Below are 13130 nucleotides of genomic sequence, written 5' to 3' on the forward strand. Positions count from 1 at the left end.
AGCGCGGTCAGGGGGCGGCTCACGACCGGGGCGTGAGCACGGGCCCGGCGCGGCTCACGACCGGGGCGCCAGCGCGGTCAGGGTCCGGCGACCCGCGGGGTCGGCGTCGGTCGCGACGGGGACCAGGCACACCTCGTCGACGCCTGCCGCGGCGTACTCGGCGATGCGCGCGGTGACCTCGTCGACCGTCCCGATCGCCCCCACCGCCGCGGTCAGCGAGGTCGGGACCGCGGCGAACAGTTCCCGCGGTGGCGGCCCGGTTCTCGCGAACCCGACGAGGTCTCCGAACCCGGCCTCGGCGAACACCTCCCCGTATCCCGGCACCCCCAGGTAGCCGACGACCCCGCGCGCCAGCCGGGCCATCGCCTCGGCGTCGGGGTCGACCGCCGCGGTCACCCAGGCGGCGACCCGCGGCGGCTCTCGCCCCGCTTCCCGGGCGGCGGCGCGCACGGCCTCGACCAACCGCGTCGCGACCAAGGGCGGCAACAGGTTCAGCACCATCCGGTCGGCGTAGCGGCCTGCCACCCGGACGGCCTGCGGCCCGAACGCCGCGATCGTCACCGGTCCGCCGGGTGCCGGCGCGCGCAGCCGATACCCGCGGGTGCGCACGACCTTCCCGTCGACGTCGGCGCGCCCGCCGTCGAGCAGCGTCCGCAACGCCTGTGCCGTCTCCGCCAGCGCGAGCGCCGGTGCCGGGGCCGCTCGCCCGTGCCACGCCGACACGACGACCGGGCTCGACGACCCGATCGCCACCTCGACGGTCCGCCCGGTCAGCTCCGCGACCGTCGCCGCGCCGACCGCGATCTGAACCGGTGTCCGGACGGCCACCGCGAACGGGCCCAGGACCAGCGGGATCGTGCCCGGGAGGGCGGCGGCGAGTGCGAAGGCGTCGTACGTCGCCATCTCACCGATCCACAGCCGCGCATAGCCCAGCTCGTCGGCGGCGCGGGCGGTGTCCACGGCCTCGATCGACGGCCGGTCCTGCCACAACCCGAGCGACACGGACAGCTCCGTCACCGCAGCTGCTCCCGCAGCTCGCGCTTGAGGATCTTGCCGACGGGGTTGCGCGGCAACGCGTCCACGAGCTCCAGCCGCTCGGGCAGCTTGTAGGAGGCGATCCGCTGCGCGCGCAATGTCTCGACGAGATCGGTCAGGGTCGGCGGCGCCGCCCGGTCGACGGGCACGACGACGGCCGCGACCCGCTCGCCGAGCACGTCGTCGGGGTAACCGACGACCGCCGCCTCCGCCACCGCCGGGTGCGCCACGAGCAGGGCCTCGATCTCGGCGGGGGAGATGTTCATGCCGCCGCGCACGACGAGGTCGCGGGTCCGGTCGACGTAGCGCAGCAGCGTCGGGTCGTGCGGCGCGATCTCGAAGACGTCGCCGCTTCGGTAGTAGCCCTGCTCGTCGAACGGATCGGTCGTCGAGGACCAGTAGCCGGAGAAGATCGTCGGCCCGGCGACGCGCAGTTCACCGGGCCTGCCCGGCTGTGTGACCTCGTCCCCGGACTCGACGTCGACAAGCTTCGTGCGCACCCCGGCGCTCGTCGGGTTCGGCCAGGTCAGCCCCGGCCCGCCGAACCACGGGAAGTAGGCGGCGCGGGCGTCGGGATCGGGGACGGTGTGCTGGTCGGAGATCAGCGGGACGCCCTCGTTGGACCCGAAGAAGTTGGTGACCTCGATGCCGAGGCGGTCGCGCCATTCCCGGATCAGCCAGCCCGACAGCGGCGCCGACCCCGACCCGATGACGCGCAGGCTCGACAGGTCGGCGGAGTCGAGCAGCCCGGGCGCGCGCAGCATGCCGGTGAGCAGCGCCGGCGGGGCGAGCGTGTAGGTGACGCGTTCGCGGGCGATCTGGCCGAGGAACGTCGGCAGATCGAAGGGATGGTGCTGGACGAGCGTCGCGCCGGTCAGCAGCCACGGGACCAGCACGCCGCCGAAGCCGGCCATGTTGACCAGTGGGAACGGGCTGAGGATGACGTCGTCGGCGGTGAGCGCCGGCGCGGCGGCGCAGCCCTCGCCGATGACGTTCCAGCCGTTCGCGCACCGCGGGACGCCCTTGGGGGTGGCCTCGGTACCGGACGTCCAGCACAGCGTCACGACGTCGGAGGGGTGGCGCTTCACCGCCGGCGGTGCCGACGCAGCAGCGGACACCGGCCCGTCCAGCGCGACCACCTCGAAACCGCCCACCGACGACGCCTCGTCCGCGAGGGGCCGGTCGCCGAACCGCGACACGGTCACGAACGCGCGCAGGCCGGCGACCGGCGCGAGCGTCGAGAGCTCGTGCTCGCGGTACTGCATCGGGAACGGTGACACGATCGCGCCCAGCCGCACGCACGCCAGGTACGCGACCACCAGCTCGACGGTGTTGGGCAGCTGCGTGCCGACGACGTCGTCGACGCCGACCCCGGCCCCGTGCAGGACGCCCGCGAACCGGTCGACCTCCGCATCGAGCTCGGTCCAGCTCGGCCGCCGTGGCGGGGTGCCGAGCAGTGCCTCGCGGTTGGCGGGATCGACGACGGCCGTCGCGTCCCCGCGTTCGGCCACCCGCGCCCGGAACAGGGCGTCCCACGTCCAGGCGGGGTCGTCACGCCACCATCCGGCGGCGACGTACTCGTCGATCCGTTCCTGCGGATGCAGCCTCACGAGAACCTCCGACGCGCGACGACGAACGGTCGTGAGCGGCGATGGTCGCCATGGCGACCATCGCCGCTCACTGGAGCTGGTCGGCGCGCACCCATGTCGCGTGGAAGCCCAGCGGGACGCGTTGCGGGAGCAGGACCCTCGCGACCGGGCCCGCCGCCAGGTCCGACGCGTCGAGGATCTGCACCTCGGAGCGGTCGTCGCGCTCGTCGGTCACGAAGGTGACGAGGTAGCCGTCGTCCTCGCCCGTGCTGCCGTCGCGCGGCGCGAACGGGGCCTCGCTGCCGAACCGCCCGGGACCGAACCAGTGGTGCTGCCGTTCGCCGGTGACCCGGTCGTAGCGCAGCAGGCCGTCGAAGCGGACGGTCTCGGCGTCGGCGATGTGGACGTTGTAGGCGTAGCGGGTCGGTCGGCCGCAGGCGCGGGCGTCGATCGACGGGAACTCGGTGTTGGCGTCGTCGAGCTGGGACTCGGTCGTCGTACCGGTGTCGAGGTCGAAGACGTAGCGGTGCAGCCGGGCGTCGAGCCGCAGGTAACCGAGCAGCTTGCCCAGCGGCCCCGGGCGGGTCGGGACGGGCTCGGGGCGGGTCACCCGGCACACGTCCATGACGATCGTCCGGGCGTCCTCCCAGGCGTTGACGACGTGGTAGATGTAGCAGGGCTCGGCCTCGAACCAGCGCACCTCCGACGCGGCCCCACGGCGCGGGACGACCGCGAACCGCGACGGCGTCGAGCGATCGAAGCCGATCTTGTACCGACCTCGGCGGGCGGCGGCCGGGTCCTGGGTCAGCGGCAGGTCCATGAGGATCGAGAAGTTCTCGGTGATCGCCATGTCGTGCGGCAGCCGGGGCCCGGGCAGGTCGATCTCCACCTCGTGGTCGATCGCGCCCTCGGCGTTCACGACGCCGTAGCGCAGCAGCGGGTCGCGCGCCCCGTAGTCGAACCACATCAGCTCGCCGGTGTGCTCGTCGACCTTCGGGTGCGCCATCACGTCGCCGTGCAGCGTCCCGAGGAAGTCCTCGGCGCCGATCGTCTCCAGCGACAGCGGGTCCATGCTCATGGGCTGCCCGCACAGGTACCAGGTGGCGAGCACGCGGCCGCGGTGATGGATCAGGTCGGTGTTGGCGGAGTCCTTGAACGGCAGCCCGCGCGCCGTCCCGACGGGGTTGCCGCGGGGCGACTCCATGACCCCCGACCACAGGGCGTGGCCCGCGGCCTCCTCGGCGGCCAGGGCGCGGGTGCGGACCCAGCGGTTGCGGTAGCGCGCCGTCCCGTTCTCGAAGGCCATCGCGTGGACCATGCCGTCGCCGTCGAACCAGTGGTAGCGGCCCGGCGCGTCGAAACGCCGGTTCGGGCCGTTGCGCAGGTGGACGCCGTTGAGATCGCGCGGGATCTCGCCGATCACCTCGAGGTCGTCGGCGGTGATCTCGTCGCGGACGGGCGCGAAGATCCCGAGCAGGTAGGGGTTGTCCTCCCCGTTCTGCTCGACGGCGACCGCGGACGGCTCCTCGAACGTGGTCATCGTCGACCTCCCTCGGACGTCCGGAGCACCCGGACGTCCCCGACGCTAGGGACCGTGTCGGCCGCTCACAAGCCGATCCGGGGGACTGGAAGAATCCCGGCCATGACCGGCACCGCGCCCACCGCCCGCCCGCGGGTCCTCTCCGGCATCCAGCCGACGTCGGACTCGTTCCACCTCGGCAACTACCTGGGTGCAGTGCGGCAGTGGGTCGCCCTGCAGGACGAGCACGACGCGTTCTACTTCGTGCCCGACCTGCACGCCATCACCGTCGACCACGACCCGAAGACGCTCGCGGCGCGCACCCGGAACGCGGCCGCCCAGCTGCTCGCCCTCGGTCTGGACCCCGACAAGTGCACGCTGTTCGTGCAGTCGCACGTCCCCGAGCACGCGCAGCTCGCCTGGGTGCTCAGCTGCATCACCGGGTTCGGCGAGGCCAGCCGGATGACGCAGTTCAAGGACAAGTCGGCGAAGCAGGGTGCCGACCGCACGACCGTCGGGCTGTTCACCTACCCGATCCTGATGGCCGCCGACGTGCTGCTCTACCAGGCCGACCAGGTCCCCGTCGGCGAGGACCAGCGGCAGCACCTGGAGCTCACCCGCGACCTCGCGCAGCGCTTCAACACCCGCTTCGGCACGACCTTCGTCGTGCCCGAGCCGTACATCCTCACGGGTGCCGCGAAGATCCAGGACCTGCAGGACCCGGCGATCAAGATGAGCAAGTCGGCGTCCACGCCGTCGGGCATCATCGAGCTCCTCGACGACCCCAAGGTGTCGGCCAAGAAGATCCGTTCCGCCGTCACCGACGCCGAGCGCGAGATCCGGTTCGACACCGCCGCCAAGCCCGGCATCTCCAACCTGCTGACGATCTACTCCGCCCTGACCGACCGCAAGGTATCCGAGCTGGAGGCCGACTACGCGGGCAAGGGCTACGGCGACCTGAAGAAGGACCTCGCCGAGGTCGTCGCGGATTTCACTGCTCCGCTGCGGGAACGGGTAGAGGGATACCTGAAGGACCCCGCCGAGCTCGATCGGGTGCTCGCGCGCGGTGCCACCCGAGCGGGTGAGGTCGCCGCCGCGACACTCGCGTCGGTTCACGAGAAGATCGGGTTCCTGCCACCGACGACGTGAGGTGACTGCCGTGGGCGCGGACCGGACGACCGATGGTCGGGCCATCGACGAGGAGGCCGCGCCCGCGGGCCCCGGCAAGCTCGAGCAGCTGCGCTCGAGGTACGCGTGGCTCGACCACGTGGTCCGGGCCGGTGCGCGGTACACGGACCGGCACGGCGATCACTACGCCGCCGCGATCACCTACTTCAGCGTCCTCGCGCTCGTGCCGCTGCTGATGATCGCGTTCGCGATCGCCGGGTTCGCGCTGCGCGCGCAGCCCGAGCTTCTCGAACAGCTGCGCGTCGCCATCACCACCGCCGTGCCCGGCGGCCTCGGCGACACGCTCAACGACATCATCCAGAAGTCGATCGACCAGGCGGGCGCGGTCGGCGTGCTGGGCCTCATCGGCGCGCTCTACTCCGGCATCGGCTGGATGAGCAACCTGCGCGAGGCGCTCTCGGAGCAGTGGGCGCAGCCGCCGGAGACGCCCAACGCCGTGAAGAAGCTGATCTTCGACCTCCTCGCGCTGCTGGGCCTGGGCCTCGCGCTGGTGGTGTCGCTCGCGGTGACGGCCGTCGGTACCGGCGTGGGCCGGCTGCTGCTCGACCTCGTCGGGCTGGGCGACCAGGGGTGGGCGCTGTTCCTGCTGGGCGTCGTCGGGGTGCTGCTGGGCCTGGTCGCGAACTGGCTGGTCTTCGTCTGGGTGATCGCGCGGCTGCCACGGGCACCCGTCGCGACGCGCAGCGCACTGAAGGCGGCCGTGCTCGGCGCCGTCGGTTTCGAGATCCTCAAGCAGGTCATGACCATCTACCTGCGGGCCGTCACCAACTCGCCCGCCGGCGCGGCATTCGGGTCGATCATCGGTCTGCTGATCTTCGTCTTCTTCGTCTCGCGCTTCATCCTCTTCGTGACGGCGTGGGCGGCGACGGCGCGGGAGAACGAGCAGGAGGAGCCGATCGAGGTGCCGGCGCCGGCGATCATCCGGCCGGAGGTGGTCGTGAGGTCGGGCCCGACGCCCGTCGCCGCGGCCGGGCTGGTCGGCGCGGGCGTCGTGACGGGCCTGCTGGGCCTGCGCGCGCTGGCGGGCCGCCGTCGCTGACGCGGCTCAGGAGTCCTTCGCGGAATCCCTGGCACGCGGCGCGGCCGGGTCGCGCGGGAAGCCGTCGGGTTCCTGACGCATCCCGCGGGCCTTGCGGACGACGTACCCCACGAGCGCGGCGAGCGCGAACAGCAGGAGGACGGCCGCGACGATCCACCCCACCGGGTTCGACGACGGGACCGCGCCGTCGGAGCCCGGTGCGGCGGGAACCGTCGTCGCCGCGGTCGGGGGAGTGGGAGCCTGCTCGACCAGCGTCCCCACCCCGGGGGTGCCGGCCGGCAGCGCGAACCCGTAGTCCAGCAGCGCACTCGCCTGGGCGACCATGCGCACAGGGTGCTGCTCGCCGCGCACGAGCGCTACCACGAGGCGGTGTCCGTCACGCTGCGCGGCACCGACGAACGTGTGCCGGGCCGCGTCGGTGAACCCGGTCTTGCCGCCGAGCGCGCCGTCGTACGAGCTCAGCAGCGGGTCGTCGTTGGACAGCATGAATCCGGGACGGTCGCCGAACCCCGGGAACGCGACGAGCCGCAGCTGCGTCAGCTCGGCGAAGGTCGGGTTGCGCAGCGCGGCCCGCAGGAACAGCGCGAGATCGTAGGCCGACGTCGACATCCCCGGCCCGTCGAGACCCGACGGGGTGGCGGGTCGGGTGTCGAGCGCGCCCATGGCCGCCGCCCGCTGCTGCATGAGGTCGAGGGTCCGCGGCACGCCGCCGAGCGTGCGGGCCAGTGCGTGCGCGGTGTCGTTGCCGGAGTTGAGCAGTAGCCCCGTCAGCAGCTGCTGGACGGTGTAGCTGCCGCCCGGACCGATCCCCGCCCGGCTGCCGTCGACCTGCACGTCCGAGGTGTCCCCGACGACCGTCTGGTCCAGCGGGAGGCGGTCGAGCACGACGAGCGTCGTCAGGAGCTTCAGGGTCGACGCCGGCCGCTGCCGGCCGTGCGGGTCCCGGGCGGCGAGGACGACGCCGCTGTCGAGGTCGGCGAGGACCCAGCCCGCCGCGTCGATGCCCGCGGGCAGCGCCGGGGCGCCGGGCGGGAGGGCGAGGTCACACGTGCCGAGCGCGGGCCCGCCGACGGGTGGGTCGGGGATCGGGAGCGGCGCGACCGGGTCCGGTCCCTCCTCCACGGCCGGGGGCCCGGGCGGGGCGGCGTGGTCGCGGCAGACCGCCAGCGCCTGGCCGGGGGCGGCGGCCGCCGTCGCCGGGACGGTGAGCGCGACGAGCGCGAGCAGCGCGGACACGCCGAAGATCGCTCCGCGCCGACGTCCCCGCACGTGCCGAGCCTAGTCGCCCGCAGTGGCCGTTCCGTCGCTCCGCGCGGTGTGTCCGACGTGCGACCGCACCGCCGCCAGGGTCGCGTGCATGCCCTCGACCATCAGCCGTTCCCTGTCCCGGCCGAGGATGCCGCTGCCCGCCAATGCCCTGACCAGGACGTTCGGCGTCCGGTAGCGGTCGCGCCACTGGGTGACGCGGCACGTCGCCGACCCGGTCGGCTCGATCCGCCATCCCCAGCGCATGCCGCTCTCGGCGACGCGGAAGGAGAAGGCGGCGGGCCGCTCGCAGGTCTCGACGACGCAGTGCGTCCGCCACCGGATCGGTCCGTGCCGGTTGAACCCGACGAACCGGACGCCGGGTGCCGGGCGCGTCGCGCCGCCGCGCCAACGCGCCCCGGTGGCCTCGGGGCTCCACTCGCCCGCCCGGGTCGCGTCGCTGACCAGGTCCCAGACGGTGCCTGCCGGGGCGTCGACGTCGATGCACACCTCGTCCACACGGGGCTCCTCTCGTCGCGTGCAGTCCTACCGGTCCCCGCCCGAGCGGGTGTGACGGACGCGCCACGCCGTCGGGCGACGATGCCGCGGGCCGCGCGGTCCGGCACCATGGCACGTGATGCGTGACGAGCCGAGCCCCGTACCCACCGCCGAGCCCCGATCCGGGGCGCCCGGTGCGGTCGACGACCCGGTGCCCCCCGCGGATCGCGCAGACCAGGAACGACGTGCTGCGGAGCAGGCCGGTCCCGGTGGCTCCGACGACGAGCGGCCGGTGCCCGGGCCACGGCCCGGGGCGGGGCCCGAGACGACGATCCTCAGCGCCGGCGGGGTGACCGGGCGGCCGGGTGAGGCCGAGGCGCCGCGCCCGGGTCGCGGACCCGGGGCGGAGGGACCGTCGGCGACCGCCGGGCGTGGCCCGCAGCCGCCTGCCGGGGAGGCCGGCGGAGCGGAACGCCGGCCGCAGAGCCGGGCGAGCGGCGCCTGGCCCCAGGGTGGCCCCGGCGCCGCCGACCAGTGGGCCGGGCGTGCCTCCGACGGCCGCCCACCCGCTCCGCGCCCGCGTGCCGACGGCCGGGGTCCGGCCCCGCAGCCACCGGCTCGACCCCAACCGGGTCCGCAGCAGCCCGGTCCGCAACAGCCCGGCCCGCAACGGCCCGGCCCGCAGCAGCCCGGCCCGCAGCAACCCGGCCCGCAGCAACCCGGCCCCCAGCAACCCGGCCCCCAGCAAGGTCCGCAGCAGGCGAGCCCGCAGCAGGCGCCGCAGCAGGGTCCGACGCGCCAGGCGGGTCCGCCGCACGGACCCCAGCAACCGGGTCCGGCGCAACGTCCGCCACACGCGGGTCCGCAACAGGCCGGTCCGCAGGTTCCCGCCCGGCCCGGCCCGGGTCCGGACGGGCCCGATCCGGCGGGTGGCGAACCAACGCGACGTGGCCGGCCCGGTGAACCGCCTTCCCCGCACGGCCGCCGGCCGCCCCCGGCCGGTCCCGACTACCTGGGCGGGCGCCCGCACCCGACTCCCGGGAGCCCGGGGACGTCCGGCGCCGGACAGTCCGGCCACCCCACCCAGCCCGCCCGACCGGGCGGTCCGCAGCAGCCGGGTCCGCAGCAGCCGGGCCCGGCCGCACCCGGCGGCGCAGCAGGCAGCGCGGCAGGCGGCAGCGCGGGAGGCGGCAGCGGGGCAGGAGGCAGCGGGGCAGGAGGCAGCGGGGCAGGAGGCAGCGCCGCGCCCGGCGGCAGCGCCGCACCCGCTGGTGGCGTCGCACCGGGTGGCAGCCCCGCGCCCGCGGGTAGCGCCGCACCCGCCGCGAGCCCCGCACCCGGAAGCAGGCCCGCACCCGGTGGGAGTGCCCCACCCGGCGGCACGGCCGCGCACCCCTCCGGCGGTCAGGACGCCGGCCCGCCGACCGTCGTGCACCGTGGTCCCGCCCCGCAGGGCCCGGCCGCGCGCGGTCCCGGGCAGCAGGGCCCCCCGGCCCCGCGCGGGCCGGTGGCGCAGGCCCGCGGCGGCCCGCCGCCCGGGCAGCAGAGCCCCGTCCTGCCGCCGTGGCAGCGGGGTCCCGGCGTGCCGGTCCGCGACGCCGTGCCCACGACCCCGCTCGTCCGCGGCACCGACCTGCCGGCCGTGAGCCGGCAGGGCATCGCGCCCGCCCTCTCGCCCGACCAGGCCCCGACCCAGCTGTTCGCGGGCATCGAGATGCCCCGCCGGACGTCGCCGGACCCGCCGACCCAGCTGGTCGCCGGTGTCGGGGTGCGGGCGGCGTTCCGGGCGGGCGCCGAACCCGGCGTGCAGGCCTACCCGTGGCTCGGCGACTCCCCGACCGAGCTCATCCCCGCCATCAGGGACGACACCGAGCTGCTCGCCGGCCCGGCGGGCGCACCCGCCCCCGCGAAGCCCGGTTCGCTCGGCCGCTCGACGAGCATGATCGCGGTCGCCAGCCTGGTCAGCCGGGTCACCGGCTTCCTGCGCCAGATCCTGCTCGTCGCGGTCCTGTCGCTGGGCATCGTCAACAGCTCCTACACCGTCGCCAACACGCTGCCGAACATCGTCTACGAACTGCTGCTCGGCGGCGTGCTGAGCAGCGTCATGATCCCCCTGCTCGTCCGTGCCCAACGCGACGACACCGACGGCGGCGAGGCCTACACCCGCAAGCTCCTCACCGTCGCGGGAGTGGCGCTGTTGCTGGCGACGGTCGCCGCCATGCTCGCCGCCGGCCTCCTCACGCAGCTCTACCTCGGCGGGTCCACCACGTCGACGGCCAACCCCGAGCTCGCGACGGCCTTCGCCTGGCTCCTGCTGCCCCAGATCTTCTTCTACGGGATCGGCGCGCTCTTCGGGGCCGTGCTCAACAGCAAGGGCGTGTTCGGGCCGTTCGCGTGGGCGCCGGTGCTCAACAACGTCGTCGTGCTGGTGGTGCTGGGGATCTACGTCCTGGTGCCGGGCGAGATCAGCGTGAACCCCGTCGAGATGGGCAACGCGAAGCTGCTGGTGCTCGGCCTCGGGACGACGCTGGGCATCGCGGCGCAGGCCCTGGTCCTGCTGCCGGCGCTACGCCGCGTCGGGGTGTCGTTCAAGCCGCTGTGGGGCTGGGATCCGCGGTTGCGCTCGGCCGGCGGCCTCGCGCTCTGGGTCGTGGCGTACGTGCTCATCGGGCAGGCCGGCTACATCGTCACCACCCGGGTGGCCTCGGCCTCCGACGCCGGCGCGGTCGCGATCTACAGCAACGCGTGGCTGCTGCTGCAGGTGCCCTACGGCGTGCTGGGCGTGTCGCTGCTGACGGCCCTCATGCCGCGGATGAGCAAGGCCGCGGCGGAGGGCCGGATCGACGACGTCGTGGCGGACCTCTCGCTGGGCAGCCGGCTGTCGACGGTGTTCCTCGTCCCCATCTCCGCGCTGCTGACCGTGTTCGGCACCGAGGTGGGCATCGCGCTGTTCTCGCTGGGCCACGGCAACCGCGACGGCGGCGCGGCGACCCTGGGCGCGGCGCTCGCGGTCTCGGCGTTCGGCCTGCTGCCCTACGCGGTGACGCTGCTGCAGCTGCGCGTCTTCTACGCGCTGACCGACTCCCGGACGCCGACGATCATCCAGCTGGTCATCGTCGGCGCGAAGATCCCGATGCTGCTGCTGTGCCCGGTGCTGTTCGAGCCGCAGCACGTCGTGCTCGGACTCGCCGCGGCGAACAGCCTGTCGTTCGTGGTCGGGGCCGTCGTCGGGCAGTGGCTGCTGGCCCGGCGCCTCGGGCACGTCGCGACGGGCGAGGTGCTGCGGACGATCGGGACGACGACGTTGTCGTCGGTGGTCGGGGCGATCGTCGCCTACGGGGTGGTGCTCGGGATCGGTCGGCTGTTCGGTGGCTGGGGCGCGGGTGCGGGCAGCGCCTGGGCGCAGCTGGTGCTGGCGCTGGTCGTCGCGGCGCCCGTGATGCTGGCGATGCTCTGGGTGTTCCGCCAGCGCGAGCTCGAACCGGTGTGGCGCAGGCTGGGCGGCTCCCGCGCCCGGTCCCGCGCCTGACCGCCGCCGGAACGACTCCGAGCGCGACCGACTCCGAGCGCGACCGACTCCGAGCGCAACCGCACTGTCGTCCGGGCGCCGAACGGCAGCGGTGAGGTTGCGGCCGGTCGGTCGCGCGCAACCTCACGGTCGTCGGACACGCCCGGACCAGCGGTGAGGTTGCGTCCGACAGGACCAGCGGTGAGGTTGCGTCCGACGGGACCAGCAGATGCCGACGGCCGGCGCCCCCGAGAGGGCGCCGGCCGTCGTCACGATTTTCCGGGCTCAGTCGTCCGGGTCGTCGGTCACCGTGTCCGCGGCCGAGGCCCCGTTGGGCGACTTCACCGCGGCCTTGGCACGGTGGTTGTTGCGCCGCGCGGTCGGGCGGGGCGGCGGCGGGGGCGTCTGCACATGCGAGCTGCCGCGGCCGAGGATGAGCTCGGCGAAGGTGGCCATGGCCTCGTCGAGCTGGCCGGCGTTGCGCCGCTCCGACTCGCCGTTGGCCCGCACCACGAGCTCGGTCACGGCGGCGGTGTCGGGACGGTCGGCCAGCGCCGACTCCAGCTCTCCGAGCTTGCCCTCGACGCCGCTGCTCAGCGACGACAGCGCCCCGGTCAGACCGTCCTCGACGGTGTCGATCCGCGTCGCGACGGCCTCCAAGCGCTCCGCGAGCGACTCCAGGCGTGCGGTCAGACCGTCGAGCGCCGGGGTGTGGTCGACCTGGGGGCGCGAGGCCAGGTCCTCCAGCCGCCGGTGCAGGCCGACGCTGGTGTCGCCCAGCAGGTTGCGGACGCCCTCGTTGTTCTCCTCGACCGAGCGGAGCGCGCCGTCGAGCTGCTCGCGCACCATCCGCTCGACTCCGTCGACCCGCTCCTTGATGGGGGTGGCGACGGCGTTGGGCATCGCGTCGAGGCGCATCTCGTGCCGGTCGAGCCGGTTGTCGAGGTCGTCGAGGCGCTTGTGCAGGCCGCCGAGCCGGTCGTCGAGGCCGTCCATCCGGCCCGAGACGCCCTCGAGCCGGCCCGCCATCCCGTCGAGGCGGCCGTCGAGCTGGGCGAAGGGCTTGGCGAGCTTGTCGGGCAGCGACTCGATCGCCCGCACGAGGGTGGCCAGCGCGGCGTCCTGTGCGTCGAGCTTGGCGACGGTCTCGTCGAGCCGCTCGGCCAGCACGCTGACCTCGGTGCGGTCGGGGAGCTCGGTGAGGCGCTTGCGCACGGTGCCGATCGCGTCGAGGGCGGTCAGCCGGGCGTGGATCTCGTCGAGGGAGTCGAAGATCTGCTGCTGCTCGCTGTCGCGGATCTCGGCAGCACGCATGAGCATGCCGCGCATCCGGTCGAACGACAGGGTGGAGTTATCGCTCATCGATGGTGCTTCCTCTGAGCCGGATGGGGGAGCTGAACAGAGCGTAGCGACTGACCCAATTCGCTCGACGGGGAGTCACCAGTTGGGCCGTTCGGGCGTCTCCTTCGCCCGTTCCGGGTCGCGGACCGCCGGGTATAGCGTGGCCGA

At 74.3% G+C, this 13130-nt stretch carries 9 protein-coding genes; 3 read left to right on the forward strand and 6 right to left on the reverse strand.

Going from position 1 to position 13130, the window contains the following annotated elements; translation table 11 throughout:
- Window positions 1-54: 54 nt before the first annotated feature.
- The 3 genes from PSD17_RS30175 to PSD17_RS30185 all read right to left on the reverse strand — a co-directional run bounded on the left by PSD17_RS30175 (window position 55) and on the right by PSD17_RS30185 (window position 4164).
- Window positions 55-1017 carry an LLM class F420-dependent oxidoreductase gene (locus PSD17_RS30175; protein ID WP_339125814.1) on the reverse strand — a complete coding sequence of 321 codons (963 nt, stop codon included), beginning with the start codon at window positions 1015-1017 and terminating at the stop codon, window positions 55-57.
- Window positions 1014-2645, reverse strand: coding sequence for a class I adenylate-forming enzyme family protein (locus PSD17_RS30180; RefSeq protein WP_339125816.1), 1632 nt, complete (start codon window positions 2643-2645; stop codon window positions 1014-1016). Before PSD17_RS30180 ends, PSD17_RS30175 begins: the two co-directional genes overlap by 4 nt.
- Before the next feature lie 67 nt (window positions 2646-2712).
- Window positions 2713-4164: a carotenoid oxygenase family protein gene (locus tag PSD17_RS30185; protein ID WP_339125818.1), complete on the reverse strand. Its 1452-nt coding sequence runs from the start codon at window positions 4162-4164 to the stop codon at window positions 2713-2715.
- Window positions 4165-4266: 102 nt separating this feature from the next.
- Here PSD17_RS30185 and trpS point away from each other — a divergent pair, with 102 nt between their 5' ends.
- Together trpS and yhjD are read left to right on the forward strand one after the other, a co-directional pair.
- A complete protein-coding gene (trpS, locus tag PSD17_RS30190; protein ID WP_013677342.1) occupies window positions 4267-5292 on the forward strand; it encodes a tryptophan--tRNA ligase in 1026 nt (341 codons plus the stop codon).
- 10 nt (window positions 5293-5302) lie between these two features.
- The gene (gene yhjD, locus PSD17_RS30195; protein ID WP_013677341.1) at window positions 5303-6370 is read left to right on the forward strand and encodes an inner membrane protein YhjD; all 1068 of its coding nucleotides are present in this window, start codon (window positions 5303-5305) and stop codon (window positions 6368-6370) included.
- A 6-nt stretch (window positions 6371-6376) separates the two neighbouring features.
- Here the strand turns inward: yhjD and PSD17_RS30200 are convergent, their stop codons facing one another.
- Both PSD17_RS30200 and PSD17_RS30205 read right to left on the reverse strand, forming a co-directional pair.
- Window positions 6377-7639, reverse strand: a complete 1263-nt coding sequence (locus tag PSD17_RS30200) for a D-alanyl-D-alanine carboxypeptidase family protein (protein WP_339125820.1) — start codon at window positions 7637-7639, stop codon at window positions 6377-6379.
- A gap of 9 nt (window positions 7640-7648) precedes the next feature.
- On the reverse strand, window positions 7649-8134 hold the full coding sequence (locus PSD17_RS30205) for an SRPBCC family protein (RefSeq protein WP_339125822.1): 486 nt from the start codon (window positions 8132-8134) through the stop codon (window positions 7649-7651).
- 1561 nt (window positions 8135-9695) lie between these two features.
- Between PSD17_RS30205 and murJ the strand changes: the two genes are divergently transcribed.
- On the forward strand, window positions 9696-11642 hold the full coding sequence (gene murJ, locus PSD17_RS30210) for a murein biosynthesis integral membrane protein MurJ (RefSeq protein ID WP_339125824.1): 1947 nt from the start codon (window positions 9696-9698) through the stop codon (window positions 11640-11642).
- Between the two features lie 264 nt (window positions 11643-11906).
- Here murJ and PSD17_RS30215 read toward each other — a convergent pair whose 3' ends face one another.
- Window positions 11907-12983 carry a PA containing protein gene (locus PSD17_RS30215; protein ID WP_339125826.1) on the reverse strand — a complete coding sequence of 359 codons (1077 nt, stop codon included), beginning with the start codon at window positions 12981-12983 and terminating at the stop codon, window positions 11907-11909.
- Window positions 12984-13130 lie beyond the last annotated feature (147 nt).

The organism is Pseudonocardia sp. D17, assembly GCF_036984265.1.
Classification (GTDB): Bacteria; Actinomycetota; Actinomycetes; order Mycobacteriales; family Pseudonocardiaceae; genus Pseudonocardia; species Pseudonocardia benzenivorans.

Excerpts from the sequence above, each read along its gene's own strand:
- PSD17_RS30185 (WP_339125818.1), bottom strand. The coding sequence starts at position 4,164 with ATGACCACGTTCGAGGAGCCGTCCGCGGTCGCCGTCGAGCAGAACGGG.
- trpS (WP_013677342.1), top strand. The coding sequence starts at position 4,267 with ATGACCGGCACCGCGCCCACCGCCCGCCCGCGGGTCCTCTCCGGCATC.
- PSD17_RS30215 (WP_339125826.1), bottom strand. The coding sequence starts at position 12,983 with ATGAGCGATAACTCCACCCTGTCGTTCGACCGGATGCGCGGCATGCTC.